Below are 19,694 nucleotides of genomic sequence, written 5' to 3' on the forward strand. Positions count from 1 at the left end.
CAGCGCGTCTACCAATTCCGCCACCTGGGCCCTAGAGCGTCGCCTTGGCGGCGCCCCGGTGTCAGTCGTTTAGTCGGCGGCGGAGCCGGCGTCAACGCCGAACTCCGCCGTTTCATGAGCCGGGCTCAGACGCGACGTCTCAGGCGCCCTTGGGCCACTCGCGAATATCGACGAAGTGGCCCGCGATGGCGGCGGCGGCGGCCATCGCCGGGGAGACGAGGTGCGTGCGGCCCTTGTGGCCCTGGCGGCCCTCGAAGTTGCGGTTCGAGGTCGAGGCGCAGCGCTCGTGGGGTTTCAGGCGGTCGGCGTTCATGCCGAGGCACATCGAGCAGCCCGGCTCGCGCCAGTCGAAGCCGGCCTCGATCAGGATCTTCGCGAGACCTTCCTCCTCCGCCTGCTGCTTCACGAGACCGGACCCCGGCACCACCATGCCCGACACGTTCGGGTGGATCTTCTTGCCCTCGACCATCCGGGCGACGATCCGCAGGTCCTCGATCCGGCCGTTGGTGCAGGAGCCGATAAACACCTTGTCGAGGGCGATGTCGGTGATCCGCGTACCCGGAATCAGGCCCATGTAGGAGAGAGCCTTCTCCTTGGAGGAGCGCAGGTTCTCGTCCTCGATGGCCGCCGGATCCGGCACCCGGCCCTGGACCGAGATCACGTCCTCAGGACTGGTGCCCCAGGTCACGATCGGCGGGAGGTTGGCGGCATCTAGCCGGATCTCGCGGTCGAAGTGAGCGCCCTCGTCGGAGACGAGGTTGCGCCAATAGGCGACCGCCCGCTCGAACGCCTCGCCCTTCGGCGCTTTCGGCCGGTCCTTGATGTAGGCGAAGGTGGTCTCGTCGGGGGCGACCATGCCGGCGCGGGCGCCGCCCTCGATCGACATGTTGCAGATCGTCATCCGGCCCTCCATCGAGAGCCCCCGGATCGCCTCGCCGGCATATTCCAGCACGTGGCCGGTGCCGCCGGCGGTGCCGATCTCGCCGATGATCGCCAGGATGATGTCCTTGGCGCCGACGCCGGCGGGCAGGCGCCCGTCGACGACGGCGCGCATGTTCTTTGCCTTCTTCTGGATCAGCGTCTGGGTGGCGAGCACGTGCTCGACCTCTGAGGTGCCGATGCCGTGGGCGAGCGCCCCGAAGGCGCCGTGGGTCGAGGTGTGGGAATCGCCGCAGACGATCGTCTGGCCCGGCAGGGTGAAGCCCTGCTCCGGCCCGATGATGTGGACGATGCCCTGCCGCTTATCCAGCGCGTCGTAGTACTCGATGCCGAATTCGCGGACGTTCTCGGCCAGCGTGTCGATCTGCGTGCGGCTCTCGGGATCCTCGATGCCGAGGCTGCGGTCCGAGGTCTGGACGTTGTGGTCGACGACCGCCAGCGTCTTCTCCGGGTGGCGCACCTTGCGCCCGGCGAGACGAAGCCCCTCGAAGGCCTGGGGAGAGGTCACCTCGTGCACGAGGTGCCGGTCGATGTAGAGGAGGCAGGTGCCGTCCGGCTGACGATCGACGACGTGGTCGTCCCAGATCTTGTCGTAGAGGGTGCGAGGGGCAGTCATCGGGGTTCTTGCCTTGTCACGAAGACCTGTCGTGGAAGCCGGGCGCATGGCGTTCGCACCCGGCGGACCTGTCATGTAACCGGCTCGATCGCCGACGGGTAGACCCCTCGGCGCCGCAAGGGGATGCAGACCTCGCAGGCATGCGGAATCTCGGCAGGGCGCCCCCGGGGCCGCGATCCGGGGGCGCAGGTTCCGTTACTCCTTCACCGCCCCGGTCATGGCCGAGACGTAGTGCTCGACGAAGAACGAGTACAGGATCACCAGCGGCAGCGAGCCGACCAGCGCCCCCGCCATCAGCGAGCCCCAGCGGTAGATGTCGCCGTCGACGAACTCGCTCACCACCGCCACCGGGACCGTCTTGTTCTGGGTCGAGGACAGGAAGGTCAGCGCGTAGATGAACTCGTTCCAGCACAGAGTGAGCGAGAAGATGCCGGCCGAGATCAGCCCCGGCACCGCCAGCGGCAGGATGATCTTGAGCAGGATCTGCCAGCGGCTCGCCCCGTCGATGAGCGCGCATTCCTCCAGCTCGTAGGGGATGGTCTTGAAGTACCCCATCAGCAGCCAGGTCGAGAACGGGATCAGGATGGTGGGGTAGACCAGCACCAGGGCGAAGGGCGAATCGTAGAGACCGTAGGCCTGGATGATGGTGGCGAGCGGGATGAACAGGATCGAGGGCGGCACCAAGTAGGCGAGGAAGATCGCCGCGCCGACCGCGACCGCGCCCTTGTAGCGGATCCGCACGATCGCGTAGGCGGCGAGCACGCTGGCGAACAGCGACAGCACGGTGGCCGCCACCGAGATCATCATCGTGTTCCACAGCCACAGCGGATAGTTGGTCTGGAACAGCAGCTTCGAGATGTGCTTGAGCGTCGGCGAGACCACCCAGAACGGGTTGTAGGTCTCCATGTCGATGAGCTGGTCGTCCGGTTTGATGGCGGTCAGAGCCATCCAGTAGAACGGGAACAGCAGCACCACCAGGATGACGAAGAGCGGCAGGTAGACCGTGACGACGCGCTTCGGCAGCGTGTCGAGATAGGCCATGCCTTCGCTGTTGTCGGGGGTGTCGGCGGTCGTGGTCGCGGCCATGGGTGATGTTTCCTTTTCAGCCGGTCTGCCACTTGCGGTTCTGGAGGCCGAACCACGAGATCCCGATGGCGAAGATCAGGAACGGCACCATCGCGGTGGCGATGGCCGCGCCCTCGCCGAGATTCCCCGAGAGGATGCCGCGCTGGTAGGACAGGGTCGCCATCAGGTGGGTGGAGTTGACCGGGCCGCCGCGGGTCATCGCCCAGATCAGCTGGAAGTCGGTGAAGGTGAACAGCACCGAGAAGGTCATCACCACGGCGATGATCGGGGTGAGCAGCGGCAGGGTGATGTGGCGGAAGTTCTGCCACGGCGTCGCGCCGTCGATCGTCGCCGCCTCGTAGAGCGAGGGCGAGACGGTCTGCAGGCCGGCGAGCAGCGTGATGGCGATGAACGGCACGCCGCGCCAGATATTGGCGAAGGTCACGCAGATCCGCGCCATCGTTGGATCGCCCAGGAAGTCGATGTTGCGGTCGAGCAGGCCGAGATGGCGCAGCGACCACGAGATGATCGAGAACTGGCTGTCGAAGATCCACCAGAAGGCCAGCGCCGACAGCACCGTCGGCACGACGAACGGGATCAGCACGATCGAGCGGATCAGCGCCTTGAACGGCAGCCGCTTGTTGAGGAGAAGCGCCAGGTAGAGGCCGATCCCGAACTTCGCCACCGAGGCGAAGCCGGTATAGAGCAGCGTGTTGAACACCGAGAGCCAGAATACGCTGTCGTCCGACAGCCACTCGTAGTTCTCGAGGCCGACGAAGTTGCCGCCCCGCCCGATGCGGGTGTCGGTGAGCGAGAGCCAGATGCCCTTGCCGAGGGGATAGGCCAGGAACAGCAGCAGGATCGCGGCTGCCGGCAGCATGAACCAGAAGCCCAGCCAGCCGCGGCTGGCCCGGAACCGGCTCCAGGCTGAGCCGGTCGTGGGCGCCGCCGCGGCGGGGCGGGCGAGGGCGATATCGGCCACGGGGAGCCTCCTCGAGGTGTTGTTTGTATCTTGCCCCGCGAAAGGGGAACGAAACCAAAATTTCAGAGACTGTAAAGCGTGCTCGACTGCATGGATGCAGGATAGACGCTTATCTTCACGCTTCACAGGGTCATCCCGGGGCCGCGAAAGCGGAGCCCGGGATCCAGAAGCGCAGGTCGTCGAGAATGGAGCGGGACGCCGCTCGCCTTGGCCTGAACCACCTGAGTGTCTGGATTCCGGGTTCTCGCCTGCGGCGAGCCCCGGAATGACGAGGAGGGTGTGAGAACCGTCGGGATTGTCGAGCGGGTTCTCACACCCTTGCACGGACTCGCTCGGCGCCTTTCTCCCTGCTGTCGAGCAGACAGAGACGCCGATTCCTTACGCCGACCGGAAGATCCGCTGCGCCTGCCGCTCGGCGGTCTTGATCGCGCTCTTCAGGTCCTCGCGGCCGGTGCAGTAGGAGGCGAACATGTCGACGACGACGAAGTCGGCGAGCACGGCGGCCACCTTCTCGCTCACCGGGGCGAGACCGCCCGCGGCGAGCGTGCGGGTCGAGGCTTCGCCGAACACCTTGTTCTTCGGGTCGGCGGTCCAGATCGGGTTGTTGGCGTAGGCCTGGAGCGGGTGGCAGAGGTAGCCCTGCGACGCCTCGAGCCAGGCATTGTAGTTCTGGGCCTCGAGCGCGAAAGCCATGAAGGCCTTACAGGCGTTCGGCGCCTTGGTGTAGGTATAGGCCAGGATCGGGAAGGCGAGCTGGAACTCGGTCGGCTTGCCGGACTTGCCGACCGGATAGGCGGCGTGGTCCATGTCCGCCGCGATGTCCTTCTTCTCGTTCTTGGCCGCGGCGTAGATCGAGATGCCGTTATTGGTCAGGTACAGGTCGCCCGACAGGAACGCCTTGTTGTTCGACGAGTCGTTCCACGACACCGTGCCGGGCACGAAGGTCTCGTAGAGCGCCTTGACGTAGTCGAGCGCCTTGGCGGTCTCCGGCGAGTTGATGACGATCTTCTCGTTGGCGTCGACCAGGTAGGCGTCGTGCGACCACAGGGCCCAGTGGATCCACGAATTGGCGTCGCCCGTGGCGTGCCCGAGGGCGAAGCCGGCCGGCGTGTTGTTCTTCTTCATCGCCTTGCAAAGCTCCAGGAAGCCCGCATGGTCTTCCGGGAACTTCTGGAACCCAGCCTTGTTCATGGCCGAGACGCGGTAGTTGAGATAGCCGCCGTTGAACGCCATCGGGATGGCGATCCACTTGCCCTTGACCTTGCCGTAGGCCTCGGCCGCGGGCAGCCAGCCGCCGTACTTCTTGCCGAGATAGTCGGCGACGTCGCCGACCTCGATGCATTTCGACGGGAACAGCGCCGGGAAGGAGTACAGGCCCCAGACCATGTCCGGGCCCTGGCCGGTATTGGCCGCCACCGAGGCCTTGGGCTGGATGTCGTCGAAGGACTCGCTCGTCACCGTCACCGGAACGCCGGTCGCCTTGGTGAAGGCGTCGACGAGGCGCATGAAGGCCTCGTCCTCGGACGGGATGAAGCGCTTCCAGCGCAGGAGCTTGAGCGAGGCGCCCTGTTCGGGCTTCCACCGGTTCTCCTGCGCCCAGGCGCGGGCGAAGCCCTCGAGGCCCGCGGCGGAAGCGAGGCCGAGGGCGGCACCCGCCTTGAGGAACTGGCGACGATCGAAGGCTGACATCGTGGCGTCTCTCCCGGGATGGTCTTTGTCGTTGATACGGGCCGGCCGGCGGCGGGATGGCGTCCCGCCGCCGGCCGGACAAGCGTCGTCAGTTCAGCCGGCGGCCGTTCTCGGCGTCGAACAGGTGGACGAGGGCGGGATCGGCGGTGATGTTGATCCGCTCGCCCGGGCCGGCGCCGATGCGGTCGCGGAACACGCAGGCGATGTCGCGGGCGACCTCGTGGGCGATGTCCTGCGCGCCGCCGCCCGGCGGGCGCACCAGCACCATGGTCTCGGAGCCGGTCGGCTCCACCACCGCCACTTCTACCGGCACGCCGTTCTCGGCGAGGCGCACGTGCTCCGGCCGCAGGCCGTAGACCGCCGGCATGCCATCGGCCGGGCGCGCCCCGCGGGTCGGCAGCGGCAGGCTGAGGCCGCCCTCGGTGCGGAACGTCTCGCCGGCGATCTTGCCCTTGAGGAAGTTCATCGCCGGCGAGCCGATGAAGCCGGCGACGAACATGTTGTCGGGCCGGTCGTAGAGCTCGAGCGGCGCGCCGACCTGCTCGACCACTCCGTCATGCATCACCACGATCTTGTCGGCCATGGTCATGGCCTCGATCTGGTCGTGGGTGACGTAGACCGTGGTGGTGCGCAGGCGCTGGTGCAATTCCTTGATCTCGGCCCGCATCGCCACGCGCAGCTTGGCGTCGAGGTTCGAGAGCGGCTCGTCGAACAGGAAGACCTGCGGGTCGCGCACGATCGCCCGCCCCATGGCGACGCGCTGGCGCTGGCCGCCCGAGAGCTGGCGCGGGTAGCGGTCGAGGAGCTTCTCCAGGCCGAGGATCGCCGCGGCGCGGCCGACCCGGCTGTCGATCTCCTCCTTGGCGGCCTTCCGCAACTTGAGCGAGAAGGCCATGTTGTCCTTCACCGTCATGTGCGGGTAGAGCGCGTAGTTCTGGAACACCATGGCGATGTCGCGCTCCTTCGGCGGCACCGCGTTGACGACGCGCGATCCGATCCGGATCTCGCCCGCCGTGATGTTCTCCAGCCCCGCGATCATGCGCAGCAGGGTCGACTTCCCGCAGCCCGAGGGGCCGACCAGGATGACGAACTCCCCGTCCTGAATGTCGATCGAGACGCCGTGCAGGATCGGGGTGGCCCCGAACGATTTGCGCACGTTCCTGATTTCCAGCCCGGCCATCGGCTCCTCGTGTCGTGTGTCGATTCAGAATAGGGTCGCGCGCGGCGCGCCGACCGGACCGGCAGCGCTGCCACAGGCAAATGACGAACACACGACAGGCGGGCCCTCGGAGGGGCGTCTGGCGCTCATCTGGGTTGTTTCCTCGACCCGTAAGAACGGGGCGGCCTGGCTTGCCGCCTCTCGTGTTGGCAGCCATCATCGGGCGCGCGGGGCGCAAGATCAAGCGCCCTCGCCATGCGTCCATCGTCGGATGCGCGAGAAACGACCGGGAGACGGGTTTGAAGTCCACAGACGTGCTGATCATGCGGCCGATGATGCCGCTGGTGACCGACAGCCTGGAGAGGCTCTTCACCGTCCACCGCGGCGACAAGGTCGAGGACAAGGAGCGCTTCCTGGACGAGGTCGGCCCGAAGATTCGCGGCATGGCGGTGAGCCATGTCCACGTGAACGACGCGCTGCTCGACCGGCTGCCGAAGCTCGAGATCGTCGCCAATTTCGGCGTCGGCTACGACACGATCGACGCGGCGGCCTGCGGCCGGCGCGGCGTGATGGTGACCAATACGCCGGACGTCCTGACCGACGAGGTCGCGGATCTGGCTGTGGGCCTCCTGATCGCCACCGTGCGGCAGATCCCGCAGGTCGACCGCTACCTGCGCCAGGGCAAGTGGCTGGAGAAGCCCTATCCGCTCACCGGCACCCTGCGCGGGCGCAAGGTCGGCATCCTGGGGCTCGGCCGCATCGGCCGGGCGATTGCCCACCGCCTCGTCGCCTTCGGCCTGCCGATCGCCTATCACGGCCGCACCAAGCAATCGGACGTCGCTTACGAGTACTTCCCCTCGCTCATCGAGATGGCGAAGGCCTGCGACGTGCTGATGGTGGTCGCCCCCGGCGGCCCCGAGACGAAGAACATGATCGGCCGCGAGGTGCTGGAGGCCTTAGGGTCGGAGGGCGTGCTGATCAACGTCGCCCGCGGCACCCTCGTGGACGAGGAGGCGCTGGCCGCCGCCCTCGCCGACGGCACGATCCAGAGCGCCGGCCTCGACGTGTTCGCCGAGGAGCCGAAGGTCCCGGATGCCCTGATCGCCCAGGAGCATGCGGTACTCCTGCCGCATGTCGGCTCCGCGTCGCATCACACACGCAACGCAATGGGCCAGCTCGTCGTTGATAACCTGACCTCCTGGTTCCAGGGCAAGGGTCCGGTGACGCCCGTGGCCGAGACTCCCTGGAAGGGCTGACCTTCGAGAGCCACGTTCATGCGCCTGTGCCGCCTCCTCCCGCTCCTCGGTCTCGCCGCCTGGGTAGGGAGCGCGGCGGCGCAGGAGGCGGCGGCACAGGAAGCGGCTCCCGCGCGGGACGCCGCCGGTCCGTGGGAGCTCGCCCTCGACGGCAGCTTCCGCCGCTGCGGCCTGATGCTGGCGGCCGAGACCGGCCCGGTCGGCCAGGCCCTGCGCTTCCCGGCCGGCTGCCGGCGCGCGCTGCCGGTGGTCAACGGCATCGCGGGCTGGCGCTTCGAGGGCGGCCTGATCCAGCTCCTCGACCGGGAGGGCCAGCCGCTGCTGGCCTTCGCGGCCCCGGACGGCGACGGCATCCGCAGCGCGGAAACCCCGGGCGGCGAGCGCTACAGCTTGGCCCAGGCCGGCGCCCGTCCCGCCGCCCCCGAGACGCCGCTGGTGACCCAGGCGGCGCTCTCGACCCCGCCGGGCCCGCGGGAGGCCGCGCGGGAGAACTGGGCCGGCGCCCCCGCGACCGCGGCCGGGGTGACCGGGCTCTACACCCTCGACCGCTTCGTCGAGAAGGACGTCTGCCGGGTGATGCTCCGGGCCGAGGCGGCGCAGGTCCAGGAGGGTTGCCGCGACCCGGGCCTCGCCCTGTTCGATCCGACCGCCTGGCACTACGAGGCCGGCCGCCTCGTCCTCGTCGCGAGGCGCGGCCACAGCGTCGAGCTGATCCCGGTGGGGGAGGGGCGCTGGCGCCGCGATCCCGAGATCGGGACCACGTTCGTGCTGCGGCGGGTGGAGCCGTGAGGGGGCCGCACGCGGCTCGCGGGATGGTGCTCAGCGCGACCCGAAGCCCACATCGGCGGCGACCGCCTTCAAGCGCTCCGGGTCGCGCTCCTTCCGCTCGCTGTAGCGGTCGACGAGGTAATCCGAGCGCTCGCGGACGAGCAGGGTGAACTTCATCAGTTCCTCGCACATGTCCACCACGCGGTCGTAGAGCGGCCCCGGCTTCATCCGGCCGGCCTCGTCGAATTCCTTGTAGGCCATCGGCACCGAGGACTGATTCGGGATCGTCACCATCCGCATCCAGCGCCCGAGCACCCGCAGGGCGTTCACGGCGTTGAAGCTCTGCGACCCGCCGGAGACCTGCATCACCGCGAGGGTGCGCCCCTGAGTCGGGCGCACGCCGCCCTCCGAGAGCGGCAGCCAGTCGATCTGGCTCTTCATCACGCCGGTCAGGGTGCCGTGCCGCTCGGGCGAGACCCAGACCTGCCCCTCCGACCACAGCGACAGGCGGCGCAGCTCCTGCACCTTCGGATGCTCGGCGGTGGCGTCGTCGGGAAGCGGCAGCCCGTCGGCGTGGAAGATCCGCACCTCGCCGCCCATCGCCTCCAGGAGCCGCGCGGCCTCGTAGGCGAGGAAGCGGCTGAACGAGCGGGCGCGCAGCGAGCCGTAGAGGATCAGGAAGCGCGGCGGATGAGCGAACGGCCCCGCCACCGCCAGGCGCTCGCGCGTCGGCACCTCGGCATGCGCCTCGCTCAGGTTCGGCAACCCGTCGCGGGCGGAGGGAGCGGACGGGGCGGGAGCAGGCTTGTCCACGGCGGCTATTTCCTCTACAATTCAACGAATGTCGATATGTTGAACGAACGATGGACGAACGACAAGCCCTCGCGGCCTTCGCGGCCCTCGGCCAGGAGCATCGCCTGCGGGCCCTGCGCGCCCTCGTCGCCGCCGGCCCGGACGGGCTGGCAGCCGGTCTCCTCGCCGAGGCGATCGGCATCGCCGGCAACACCCTGTCCTTCCACCTGAAGGAACTGTCCCATGCCGGGCTGATCGCGTCCCGGCGCGAGGGCAAGTCGGTGATCTACACGGCCGCCTATGACGGCCTGTCCGACCTGATCCGCTTCCTGATGCGCGATTGCTGCCAGGGCCGCCCGGAGGTCTGCGCCCCGGCACTCTCCGCCCTCGCCGCCTGCTGCCCCGCCGGAGACACCGACCATGTCTGAGCCGTTCGACGTCGTGATCTACCACAACCCGGCCTGCGGCACGTCCCGCAACGCCCTGGCGATGATCCGCAATGCCGGAATCGAGCCGCACGTGGTCGAGTACCTGAAGACCCCGCCGACGCAGGAGATGATCCGGGCCCTGGCGTGGCGGGCCGGGATCCCGATCCGGGCGCTGCTGCGCGAGAAGGGCACGCCCTTCGCCGAGCTCGGCCTCGACGACCCGGCGCTGAGCGATGACCGGCTGCTCGACGCGATCGCCGCGTACCCGGTCCTGCTCAACCGTCCGCTGGTGGTGAGCCCGCTCGGCGTGCGCCTGTGCCGGCCGTCCGAGGCCGTGCTGGACCTGCTGCCGCCGCAAGCGGGCGAGTTCGTGAAGGAGGACTGCGAGCGGGTCGTCGACGAGCACAGGCGACGCGTCGCCACCGCCTGAGCCTCACTCGAACCACGACACGCCTGCGATGCTCGCCCTCGCCATCTTTCTCGTCACCCTCCTCATCGTCATCTGGCAGCCCAAGATTCCCGGGCAGCCCAACGGCCTCGGGATCGGCTGGAGCGCGCTCGCCGGCGCCCTCGTGGCGCTTGCCACCGGGGTGATCCAGCCCGGCGACGTCCCGGTGGTCTGGCGCATCGTCTGGGACGCCACCTTCACCTTCGTGGCGCTGATCGTCATCTCGCTCTTGCTCGACGAGGCCGGGTTCTTCCACTGGGCGGCTCTGCACGTCGCTCGCTGGGGCGGCGGGTCGGGCCGGCGGCTGTTTCCGCTGGTGATCCTGCTCGGTGCCGCCATCGCGGCGGTCTTCGCCAATGACGGCGCCGCCCTGCTGCTGACGCCGATCGTGCTGGCGATCCTCACGCGCCTCGACGTCAAGCCGGCGGCGGCGATGGCGTTCATCGTCGCCTGCGGCTTCGTGGCGGATTCGACCTCCCTGCCGCTGGTGATCTCGAACCTCGTCAACATCGTCTCGGCCAACATCTTCGACATCAGCTTCGGCCGCTACGCCGCCGTGATGGTGCCGGTGAACCTGGTGTCGCTGGCCGCGACGCTCGCGGTGTTGTGGTGGTGCTTCCGGCGGGTCGTGCCGGCAGCCTATTCCCTGGAGGCGCTGGAGCGACCGGCCGCCGCGATCCGCGATCCCCTGGTGTTCCGCGCCGCCTTCCCGCTCCTCGGCCTGCTGCTCGCCGCCTATTTCGTGACCGCGCCGCTCGGCGTGCCGGTCTCGGCCGTCACCGGCGCGGGCGCGGGCGTCCTGCTCGCGCTGGCCGCGAGCGGCCGGGTCGTCCCGGTCCGGAAGGTGCTGGCCGGCGCGCCGTGGCAGATCGTGCTGTTGAGCCTCGGCATGTACTTGGTGGTCTACGGCCTGCGGAATGCCGGCCTGACCGACCATCTGGCGCATAGCCTCGTCTGGCTCGCCGGGTACGGGCCGTGGGTCGCGACCATCGGCACCGGCTTTGCCGCCGCGCTCCTGTCCTCGGCGATGAACAACATGCCGAGCGTGCTCGTCGGCGCGCTCTCGATCCAGCAGGCGCCCGACCTCCCGCCGCTCACCCGGGAGCTGATGATCTACGCCAACGTGATCGGCTGCGACCTCGGCCCGAAATTCACCCCGATCGGCAGCCTCGCGACCCTGCTGTGGCTGCACGTGCTGGCCGCGAAGGGCCAGCGGATCACCTGGGGCCGCTACATGCGGATCGGCCTCGTCGTTACCCCGCCGGTGCTGCTGGCGACGCTCGTGGCACTGGCGGCCTGGCTGCCGATCCTGAATGGGCGGTAGCCCGGCCTGCTGCCCCGGATCCCTTGCCCCGGATCCCTTGCCATGGAGCGCTCCGCCGTCGGACAACCGGGAATCAGCGACAGCGACCGGATTCTCCCATGCAGGCCTACCGCGCCCTCGAAGCCACCTTCGCCCGCATCAGCGCCCTCGAGGACGCCTCCGGCATCCTCGGCTGGGATGCCCAGACGCTGATGCCCGACGGGGCGGCGGAGGGGCGGGGCGACCAGATCGCGGTTTTGCGCGGCCTCGCCCACGATCTCCTGACCGATTCCGCCACCGCCGACCGGCTGGCGGCCGCCACCGACGAGGACGGTCTCGACGCCTGGCAGCGGGCGAACCTCGCCGAGATGCGCCGGTCCTACACCCACGCCGCGGCGGTGCCGCGCGACCTCGTCGAGGCGAGTTCGCGGGCGGTGTCGCGCGCCGAGATGACCTGGCGCGAGGCGCGCCGCACGAGCGATTTCGCGCTCCTGCGGCCCGATCTCGCCGAGGTCTTGACGCTCCAGCGCGAGATCGGCCGGGCGAAGGGCGGGGCGCTGGGGCTCGCGCCTTACGACGCCCTCCTCGACAGCTACGATCCGGGCCTGCGGCAGGCGGCGATCGACCCGCTCTTCGCGGTGCTGGAGGCCGAGCTGCCGGGCTTGATCGCCGAGGCGCAGGCGCGTCAGGCGGCGGCGGGGCCTGCGGCGAAAGCCGAGGGTCCGTTCCCGGTCGAGACCCAGCGCCAGGTCGGGCTCAGCCTGATGCGGGCGGCGGGGTTCGACTTCAGCCGCGGGCGCCTCGACGTCAGCCTGCACCCGTTCTGCGGCGGCGCCACCGACGACGTGCGCATCACCACCCGCTACGACGAGGCCGATTTCGCCCGCGCCCTGATGGGCGTGCTGCACGAGACCGGCCACGCCCTCTACGAGCAGGGCCGCCCCGCCCCCTGGCGCCGCCAGCCCGTGGGGGCGGCCCGCGGCATGAGCCTGCACGAGAGCCAGTCGCTCACCCTGGAGATGCAGGCCGGCCGCAGCCGCGACTTCGTCGCCTGGCTGGCGCCGCTGGTCCGGGAGGCCTTCGGCGGCACCGGCCCGGCCTGGGAGGCCGACGCGCTCTACCGCAACTACACGACGGTCGCGCCGGGCTTCATCCGGGTCGATGCCGACGAGTGCACCTACCCGGCCCACATCCTGCTGCGCTACCGGCTGGAGCGGGCGCTGATCCGCGGCGAGATGGAGATCGGCGACCTGCCGGGCGCCTTCAACGAGGGCATGCACCGGCTCCTCGGGCTCACCGTGCCGGACGATGCGCGGGGCTGCCTGCAGGACATCCACTGGCCCGGCGGCGCCTGGGGCTACTTCCCGACCTACACCCTTGGGGCGATGATGGCGGCGCAGTTGTTCGATGCCGCCTGCCGGGCCGAGCCGGACCTGCGCCCCGGCCTCGCGCGGGGCGACTTCGCCCCGCTGGTCGGCTGGCTGCGGACGAACGTGCACGGCAAGGGCAGCGCGTTCGGGACGCAGGAGATCCTGGAAGCCGCGACCGGCCGGCCGCTCTCGGCCGAGATCTTCCTCGGCCACCTGCGCCGGCGCTACCTCGCGGCGTGACCCGACGCGCCCGCCGCCGATCGGCCTGCCCTCGTGCTCCTCGATCCGTGAAGGCGCGGGATGACGTAATCACTCGTCGAGGGCGGAGCGTCATCCGGAGTTCGTCGAGAGGCGACGGAGAGATCGACGCAGTAAAATATTAAGACTGCGTCGGCCTGCCGGCGGCCGGCCGGGATTCCGACACGACAAGGGGGCGGGGCGTCCCGTCGTCGATGCTCAGCAGCCGGCGCGCCTGCCGCACGTGATCGGCGGTCCGTGCCGGATCGGCGTCGGCGGGCACGATGTAGCCGTAGACCTGCCGGTTGTCGAAATACTGTGCGATGCCCGCCGCCCGGGCGCGCCGCGAGAACACGACGTATTCATGGGCGTCCGGGCCGCCGGCCTCGCCCAGACGCGGGATGACGTCGGCACGCACCAGGTACGTGCAGCGCACCACCGGCATCTCGATCAATCCGGTCACGTCCCGGAACAGGACGGGTTCGTAGAGAAAGCTGCTCTTGAAGTAGCCGGCGTCGTCGATGGCCGCGTGGTAGTTGGAATAGAGCTGCGCCGGGTCGATGTGGCGCAGCAGCGGCGCGACGATCGGCAGGCCGGTCGCCACGAGCGTGCGCAGCGTGCACGGCCGGAGGACGTTGTCGCAATCGGCCGTGAAGTAATAGGCGCAGCCATGCTCGGCGGTCTTGGCGAGGCTCGCGTCGCGAAAGTTCACGGCGCGGCGCCGGACGCGTGCGTCGCGCTGGTCCGCGTCGTCCTCATCGACCCCGGCATCCGGCACGGGGGCGGAGAGGCCCCCATCGTCATCGACGGCTGCGTATTCCCCGCCCACCCGGTCGAGCCAGGCGCCCAGGATCTCCCGCGTCCGGGCGGTGCCGTGGATGCGCAGGAACAGGACGATCGCCGATTTGGGATAGTCGAGCGCGTCGATGCACGCGAGGAACAGGGGCAGCACGGGATCCTCGCCCCCGGCGAGGATCGCCAGCAGAATGCGGGGGGCCGGCTCGGGCAGGGGGACGTCGAGGGCGCGCGGGGCGACGGGCACGTGGGCACCGGTCCGGCGTGCCGCCGAGGGCGCGGTGCCGGCGAGCCTGTCCATCGCGAAGCGGGCATTGGCCAGGACACGCGCGCGCTGGTCCTCGGGCACCGTCCCGGAGGCCAGGGCGCGCAGGCTCGCATCGAGGCTGTCGCGGGGCTCGCCGGCCCAGTAGGCGTTGACCGCGTACTCGTCCAGGGCCCCGTACTCGTAGATCCAGCGCTCCAGAAAAAATCCTTGCGCGGGAAGCGGCGTGCCGGCGGCGGCCTTGCCGTAGACGGTGCCGCGGACGGGATCGGCGTGCATCCGGCAGGCGAGGCTCGCGGCGTGCGGCGCCTCGGCGCGGGTGGGCCTCACCGCCATCGCCCGCTCCAGGGGCGCCAGCACCTCCGCCAGCGGCCGCCCGGCCGCCTGCAGGAGCCGCCCGGCCTCCAGCAGCGCCACGTAGATCTCCTCGGACCGGAAGTCCTGATCGGCCCGTTCGAGGTACCGGGCGATCGCCCGATCGGTCTCGCCGCGATCGCGGTGGCGCTGGGCGAGCTGGAACGTGTAGCGCGCGGCCAGGAGCGGGGTGGGTGCTGCGGCCAACGCCCTCTCGATCGCGGCCGGGGCGAACCGGTCGGTCTCGGGGGCGCGCGGCCCTCCCCAGTTCCGGCCGCCGCGGAAGATCGGGCCTAGCGGGTGCGCGATGGTCTCGGCCTCCTCGCATCCGAGGGATGCGTGGATCGCCCCGTCGTAGCGCCAGGGCAGGGCGGTGCGCAGAAGCTGCGGCATGCGAAAGAGCGACGCCCCGACGGCGACGTCCAGGGTGTAGCCGTCGGCGGTCAGCACGGGCAGCGCGTAGCCCGCCGGGAGGTCGAGCCGGTCGTCCGCCTCGATGACGAGGCTGTAGGTGCCGTACGCGCGAGCGAGACTCAGCGCCTCGCTGCGGGTGTGGGCGAACCCGCGCCACGGGCGCTCGCACAGGGTGCCGGGCAGGTCGGCCAGTGCCCGCCGGACGATGTCCTGCGTGCCGTCGGTGGAGCCGGTATCGACGACGAGCCAGGCGTCGATCAGCGGACGCGCGCTGTCGAGGCAGGCGCGGATGACCGGCGCGACATCCCGGACGACCATGCAGAGGCACACGACCGGGCGGGATGACGCCGTGGCGCGGGCCGCCGCGCCGGATCCCGGGTCGCCGGGGTGCCGGCCAGGCCCGTCCCGCGAGGGGCGTTCCGGGGACTCGCCCCCCGGGGATCCTGTCGGCAGGGATCTTGCCGGCGCGGAGCTGGTCCGCCGGGGCTCGGCGGTGCCGTTCAGGGGCATCGTCCGGTCCGTCGAGGACGGGCCGAGGATGGCCTCGCAGGCGGCCGCGACGCCGTTCTCGGCCCGCATCAGCACCTGCACCTCGCGGCAGGCCGCGGCCACCGCCGGGGACTGCATCAGCGCCTCGACGGCCCGCTTCGCCCGCTCCGCCGTGAAGCGCCAGCGCGCGAGGGACGCGCCCACCCCGAGACGCACCACCCGCTCGGCCTCGTCGGCATGGTCGAACGCCACGGGCACGATCAGCTGCGGGCAACCGGCCGCCAGCGCCTGGGCCACCGTGCCGATCCCGCCGTGATGCACCAGGGCCGCGCAGGCCGGCAGAAGACGGCCCAAGGGCGCGTAGGAGACGTGCAGCAGGCCGGGCGGCAGGGGGACCGGGACCGCGTCGGCCTGGCCGGCGAGCAGGATGCCGCGTCTCCCCGCGCGCCGGCACAGCTCGACGGCGGTGGCGAAGAAATCGTGCGCGCCGGCCATCGCCGAGCCGTAGGTGAAGGCGAGCGGAGGCGGACCCGCGCGAAGGAACGCGGCGAGGTCGGGCGCGAGGTCCGCGGCGTCGCCGAAGGTGTCGGCGAGGGGAAAGCCGACCTGGACGAGCTGGGCCGGCCAGTCGGGCTGGGGCGGGGCGTACCAGTCGGGCACGGCGAGCAGGACGCGCTCGGGGCTGTGCCACCAGTGCCGCAGGCGCCGGACCGGGGCGAGGCCGAGGTGGGCCCGGACGGCGTTGAGGGGGGGAAGCGCCGCGGGGTCGAGGACGAAGCGGTCGGCGCCGCGGCCGAGCTCGTAGCGCCAGCGGGCGGGCAGCAGGCGGGGGAGCGGCAGGCCGGGCAGGCGGGGCGGGGCGACGCGGCTCTCGAGGAGCATCGGCATGAGGTGGAGGGTGGTGAGCGACAGGCCGAGGCGCTCCTGGGCCACCCGGGCGCCCAGCGCCAGGGTGGAGGCGACCACGAGGTCGGACGGCTGCGCCTCCGCTTCGAGCCAGCGATAGGTCGGATCGATGGCCGCGGCGACGGCCTCGAGCATCGCCGTCGCGCCGCGGACCGGCCGCCACAACTCCGTCCGCCCGACGGTGCGGGCGAAATCCGCCTCGGTGCCGATGGGGTGGAAGGCGAGGCCGGCGCGATCCGCCAGGGGCCAGAACGGTCCCGGCGCCGCGATCCGGACCCGATGCCCCCGAGCCTGGAGCGCCGCCGCGATGGCGATGACGGGCAGGACGTCGCCATGGGTGCCCAGAGCCGCGAGAAGGACGCGCCGCGTCACGTCGCCCGCCCCGCCCGTCGCGAGAGATGACACGGGCTGCTCCCGTGCCCCGGGCGTCTCTCGGAGACCGTTCGGCGATCTCCGACAGTCTTCCCACGCTCAGGGTCATTCCGGGGCCGCGTAGCGGAGCCCGGAATCCAGAACCGCGAATGGTACAGTCTGAAACGGAAGCCTGTCCGCCTCGTTCTGTACCGCCTGAGTGTATGAATTCCGGGCTCCGCTGCGCGGTCCTGGAATGACGCGGAGCGTGACAATTCTGCAGACGCCAATCAAACAGGCTCTCGAAGGGCGAGCGTTCGGCGAGTGCCGCTCATCGATGGTGTGCCCGGGCCCTTATCTGCGTACGATCTGGATGACGCAAGGAAAATCAGCCGTCGAGATGGGCGATGTTATACTATGACAAGAATACTTTTCGATTTCGATGTGTCGGCGTGACCAGAGAAAGTCGAGGGCTGAATTATGAGTGCATCGTCCGATGCGCCTCTGTTTCCCTAGAGTGCGAAACAGGCGTTCGATCAGGATTCGCGTCGGGAAACCGCGAGGCGACGGGTCGGTCCGGCCGCCGCCGGACGCCGCGAAGGGGCTGCGATCCGCCAGGCCGTGGGGCCGGCCGCCGGCGGAGGAAGCTTGGGGAAAGGGAGGCCTTGGCAAGTGCGGGCTCGGGGCCGGCGGGCCCTCAGGCCGCCGCCCGCAAGCCCGTTTCCTCCGGCCCGACCACCCGCACCGGCTCGCCCGGACGGGCGATGAGCGTGCCGCCCTTCGGCACCTCCGACCAGCCGGCGCGCAGGCCGTCGATCGGCTCGGAGACGACCGCGAGGCCGGTGCCGGTCTCGCGCCAGTACAGGCTCGGCGGGCGGCCGTCGCAGGCCCAGCGATAGGCGGTGAGGCTCTCGCCGTCGGTGAGCACGCCGGTGAAGCGCAGGGGCTCGTCGATGCCGGCCTCGCGCATCAGGCTGCGGGCCGCCGACACGCTCGCCGCCATGCCGGCGACCGGATCGCGGTCGAGGCCGTGCGCGAGGGCGAGGAGGAACAGGGCCTCCGAATCGGTGGTGCCCTGGCGCGCCTCGTAGAGCCCGTCCGGGATCATCGCCTCGAGCCGCCGGCGGATGCGGGCGTAGCCGCCGATCTGGCCGTTATGCATGAACAGGTGGCGGCCATGGGCGAAGGGGTGGCAGTTCGCCCGGGTGGTCGCGGTACCGGTCGCGGCGCGGACATGGGCGAAGAAGGTGCGGGCGCGGATCTGCCGGGAGAGGCTGCGCAGGTTCTCGTCGGACCAGGCCGGCCGCACGTCGCGGTAGAGGCCGGGCTCCGGCCGGTCGCCGTACCAGCCGATGCCGAAACCGTCGCCGTTGGTCTCGGTCTGGGCCTCCGCCGCGTGCAGCGACTGGTGCACGAGCGAGTGGGTCGGCGCGCAGACGAGCTCGTCGAGATAGACCGGGTCGCCGTGGTAGGCGAGGAAGCGGCACATCGGCTCTTCACCTCCCGCGGCGGATGCCGGTCCCGCTCCGGGCCGTGCCTCGTCCGCCGCCTTCATCGAACGGTAACATTCTGCCCGAGACGGTGAACAGCTCGTTAATGCACCGCACCATGCAAGAAAGTTCCTCATATGCCCAAGGCTCATGCCCAAGGGCAGGGCAATGGCGTAGGGGAACGGCCTTACGTGCGCGTAGCGCATCGGTCGCCCGGACGAGGGTAGACCTTTTGCCGGGATCAATGTCAGGATTGAGTCGTTGATGCTCACGCAGGCGTGTTCGCGTCGCTGAGTTGCGTCCCGTTCCGGCACGCGTGTCACGCTGCGTTCGGTTTTCCGTTTCTCCGGCTCCGCTCGTCCCCTTGCATCCGCATCGGGGGATGCCGCGGCGATTCGGCGGGCGGCCGATCGGCTTCGCATCAATCCCGAGCACTTACGAGGACCCGGGAATCAATAAGACCCTCAAGACATAACAGGAGGCTTCATGGGCAGAGCAGAATCCAATGCGCCGATCGCCGTCGTGGTGGAGGACGATGAGTCCGTTCGGGATTTCGCCGCGGCGATCCTAGAGGAGACCGATCTCGACGTGATCGCCTGCGACAGCGCCGCCGACGCGCTGGCGGTGATGCGCGAGCGCGGCTCCGAAGTCGCGCTGCTGTTCACGGAGATGCAGCTCTCCGGCGAGATCGACGGAGCGACCCTCGCCCGCACGGTGGAACGGGACTGGCCGGACGTGCGTCTGGTGGTGACCTCGCGACCGGGGGCGACGCAGGCCGTGCCGGACCACGCCGTCTACATGCCGAAGCCCTGGCGGCCCCTCGACGTGCTGGTCGAGGCCGAGCGGGCGACCTACGCCACGGCGGCCTGACCAACGACAAGAGCCCGCACGCCTCGCGGCGTCGGGCTCACGTCTGATCGGGAGCCCCGCCGGTGAGAGGCGGGGCGGGACCGGTCGCCGCTTACGCGGAGGCGGCCGGAGCGGCAGCCGGGGCCGCGGAGGGGGCCAGACCGGGACGGCGGGGAGCGCCGACGCGGGGCTTCGGCTTCGGAGCGGCGATCAGGCCCTCGCGGATGGCGGTCTTGCGGGCCTGCTTGCGGGCGCGGCGGACAGCTTCCGCCTTCTCGCGGGCCTTGCGCACCGACGGCTTCTCGTAGGCCTTGCGCTGCTTCATCTCGCGGAAGATGCCCTCGCGCTGCATCTTCTTCTTGAGGACGCGGAGAGCCTGATCGACGTTGTTGTCCCGAACGAGTACCTGCAAGGGTGTCTATCCTTTTGTCTAAATCCAAAATCGTGGCCGACCTTGCGCGGAACGCGCCCGGATGGCTGCCTGCCCGACCAACCGAAATGCGCCCCACGGCCCGGACCTGGAAGGACCGGGAGGGGCTTGGGTCGCATTGCGGTCGCACCGGAGCCCGGCGCAAGCTGTCGGCGCACGGTATGCGCCTGATCGGGGCCTTACACCACTCCGCCACGACTTCCAACCGGGGAGTGGTCGCCTGACCGAAATTTGAGCGGCTACGGGTCCGGGAGGCGCCCCGTGCCGGATGCCGTCGTAGCTAGGCCGGCGGCGCCACG

At 70.2% G+C, this 19,694-nt stretch carries 16 protein-coding genes; 7 read left to right on the forward strand and 9 right to left on the reverse strand.

Translation table 11 applies throughout. The features are described 5' to 3' along the window. Positions 1-139: 139 nt before the first annotated feature. From leuC to ABZT49_RS12320, 5 genes are all read right to left on the reverse strand, one after another. On the reverse strand, positions 140-1,555 hold the full coding sequence (gene leuC / locus ABZT49_RS12300) for a 3-isopropylmalate dehydratase large subunit (RefSeq protein WP_355286349.1): 1,416 nt from the start codon (positions 1,553-1,555) through the stop codon (positions 140-142). A gap of 195 nt (positions 1,556-1,750) precedes the next feature. Continuing rightward, complete coding sequence (locus ABZT49_RS12305; RefSeq protein ID WP_099954316.1) at positions 1,751-2,641, reverse strand: carbohydrate ABC transporter permease; 891 nt, start codon at positions 2,639-2,641, stop codon at positions 1,751-1,753. A 16-nt stretch (positions 2,642-2,657) separates the two neighbouring features. Continuing rightward, positions 2,658-3,602, reverse strand: a complete 945-nt coding sequence (locus tag ABZT49_RS12310) for a sugar ABC transporter permease (RefSeq protein ID WP_355286350.1) — start codon at positions 3,600-3,602, stop codon at positions 2,658-2,660. A 378-nt stretch (positions 3,603-3,980) separates the two neighbouring features. Further along, on the reverse strand, positions 3,981-5,291 hold the full coding sequence (locus ABZT49_RS12315) for an ABC transporter substrate-binding protein (RefSeq protein WP_355286351.1): 1,311 nt from the start codon (positions 5,289-5,291) through the stop codon (positions 3,981-3,983). 88 nt (positions 5,292-5,379) lie between these two features. After that, positions 5,380-6,471, reverse strand: a complete 1,092-nt coding sequence (locus tag ABZT49_RS12320; protein ID WP_355286352.1) for a sn-glycerol-3-phosphate ABC transporter ATP-binding protein UgpC — start codon at positions 6,469-6,471, stop codon at positions 5,380-5,382. Positions 6,472-6,749: 278 nt separating this feature from the next. Between ABZT49_RS12320 and ABZT49_RS12325 the strand changes: the two genes are divergently transcribed. Both ABZT49_RS12325 and ABZT49_RS12330 read left to right on the forward strand, forming a co-directional pair. Continuing rightward, positions 6,750-7,706, forward strand: coding sequence for a 2-hydroxyacid dehydrogenase (locus ABZT49_RS12325; protein ID WP_355286353.1), 957 nt, complete (start codon positions 6,750-6,752; stop codon positions 7,704-7,706). Positions 7,707-7,724: 18 nt separating this feature from the next. Then, entirely contained in the window at positions 7,725-8,495 is a 771-nt protein-coding gene (locus ABZT49_RS12330; RefSeq protein ID WP_355286354.1) for an AprI/Inh family metalloprotease inhibitor, read from the forward strand. Positions 8,496-8,525: 30 nt separating this feature from the next. On the opposite strand, the gene arsH is transcribed toward ABZT49_RS12330, so the two are convergent. Continuing rightward, the gene (arsH, locus tag ABZT49_RS12335) at positions 8,526-9,287 is read right to left on the reverse strand and encodes an arsenical resistance protein ArsH (RefSeq protein WP_355286355.1); all 762 of its coding nucleotides are present in this window, start codon (positions 9,285-9,287) and stop codon (positions 8,526-8,528) included. 50 nt (positions 9,288-9,337) lie between these two features. Between arsH and ABZT49_RS12340 the strand changes: the two genes are divergently transcribed. The 4 genes from ABZT49_RS12340 to ABZT49_RS12355 all read left to right on the forward strand — a co-directional run bounded on the left by ABZT49_RS12340 (position 9,338) and on the right by ABZT49_RS12355 (position 13,055). Beyond that, positions 9,338-9,694, forward strand: a complete 357-nt coding sequence (locus ABZT49_RS12340) for a metalloregulator ArsR/SmtB family transcription factor (protein WP_355286356.1) — start codon at positions 9,338-9,340, stop codon at positions 9,692-9,694. After that, entirely contained in the window at positions 9,687-10,124 is a 438-nt protein-coding gene (arsC, locus tag ABZT49_RS12345; protein ID WP_355286357.1) for an arsenate reductase (glutaredoxin), read from the forward strand. The genes ABZT49_RS12340 and arsC overlap by 8 nt, the downstream gene beginning before the upstream one ends. Positions 10,125-10,152: 28 nt before the next feature. Further along, positions 10,153-11,466 (forward strand): arsenic transporter, encoded by a 1,314-nt coding sequence (locus tag ABZT49_RS12350; protein ID WP_355286358.1) that lies wholly within the window; start codon positions 10,153-10,155, stop codon positions 11,464-11,466. 98 nt (positions 11,467-11,564) lie between these two features. Continuing rightward, positions 11,565-13,055 (forward strand): carboxypeptidase M32, encoded by a 1,491-nt coding sequence (locus ABZT49_RS12355; RefSeq protein ID WP_355286359.1) that lies wholly within the window; start codon positions 11,565-11,567, stop codon positions 13,053-13,055. Positions 13,056-13,194: 139 nt separating this feature from the next. Here the strand turns inward: ABZT49_RS12355 and ABZT49_RS12360 are convergent, their stop codons facing one another. After that, positions 13,195-16,680: a nucleotide disphospho-sugar-binding domain-containing protein gene (locus ABZT49_RS12360; protein WP_355286360.1), complete on the reverse strand. Its 3,486-nt coding sequence runs from the start codon at positions 16,678-16,680 to the stop codon at positions 13,195-13,197. 643 nt (positions 16,681-17,323) lie between these two features. Further along, on the reverse strand, positions 17,324-18,115 hold the full coding sequence (locus ABZT49_RS12365) for a class II glutamine amidotransferase (RefSeq protein ID WP_355286361.1): 792 nt from the start codon (positions 18,113-18,115) through the stop codon (positions 17,324-17,326). Between the two features lie 487 nt (positions 18,116-18,602). Between ABZT49_RS12365 and ABZT49_RS12370 the strand changes: the two genes are divergently transcribed. Next, positions 18,603-18,986 (forward strand): response regulator, encoded by a 384-nt coding sequence (locus ABZT49_RS12370; protein ID WP_355286362.1) that lies wholly within the window; start codon positions 18,603-18,605, stop codon positions 18,984-18,986. A gap of 91 nt (positions 18,987-19,077) precedes the next feature. Here ABZT49_RS12370 and rpsU read toward each other — a convergent pair whose 3' ends face one another. Next, positions 19,078-19,377 (reverse strand): 30S ribosomal protein S21, encoded by a 300-nt coding sequence (gene rpsU, locus ABZT49_RS12375; protein ID WP_355286363.1) that lies wholly within the window; start codon positions 19,375-19,377, stop codon positions 19,078-19,080. Positions 19,378-19,694: the final 317 nt, after the last annotated feature.

This window comes from Methylobacterium sp. EM32, from assembly GCF_040593685.1.
Taxonomy (GTDB): domain Bacteria; phylum Pseudomonadota; class Alphaproteobacteria; order Rhizobiales; family Beijerinckiaceae; genus Methylobacterium.

Coding starts and splice junctions, on each gene's coding strand:
- leuC (WP_355286349.1), bottom strand. CDS start 1,555: ATGACTGCCCCTCGCACCCTCTACGACAAGATCTGGGACGACCACGTC.
- ABZT49_RS12305 (WP_099954316.1), bottom strand. CDS start 2,641: ATGGCCGCGACCACGACCGCCGACACCCCCGACAACAGCGAAGGCATG.
- ABZT49_RS12315 (WP_355286351.1), bottom strand. CDS start 5,291: ATGTCAGCCTTCGATCGTCGCCAGTTCCTCAAGGCGGGTGCCGCCCTC.
- ABZT49_RS12320 (WP_355286352.1), bottom strand. CDS start 6,471: ATGGCCGGGCTGGAAATCAGGAACGTGCGCAAATCGTTCGGGGCCACC.
- ABZT49_RS12330 (WP_355286354.1), top strand. CDS start 7,725: ATGCGCCTGTGCCGCCTCCTCCCGCTCCTCGGTCTCGCCGCCTGGGTA.
- ABZT49_RS12340 (WP_355286356.1), top strand. CDS start 9,338: ATGGACGAACGACAAGCCCTCGCGGCCTTCGCGGCCCTCGGCCAGGAG.
- arsC (WP_355286357.1), top strand. CDS start 9,687: ATGTCTGAGCCGTTCGACGTCGTGATCTACCACAACCCGGCCTGCGGC.
- ABZT49_RS12350 (WP_355286358.1), top strand. CDS start 10,153: ATGCTCGCCCTCGCCATCTTTCTCGTCACCCTCCTCATCGTCATCTGG.
- ABZT49_RS12355 (WP_355286359.1), top strand. CDS start 11,565: ATGCAGGCCTACCGCGCCCTCGAAGCCACCTTCGCCCGCATCAGCGCC.
- ABZT49_RS12365 (WP_355286361.1), bottom strand. CDS start 18,115: ATGTGCCGCTTCCTCGCCTACCACGGCGACCCGGTCTATCTCGACGAG.
- ABZT49_RS12370 (WP_355286362.1), top strand. CDS start 18,603: ATGGGCAGAGCAGAATCCAATGCGCCGATCGCCGTCGTGGTGGAGGAC.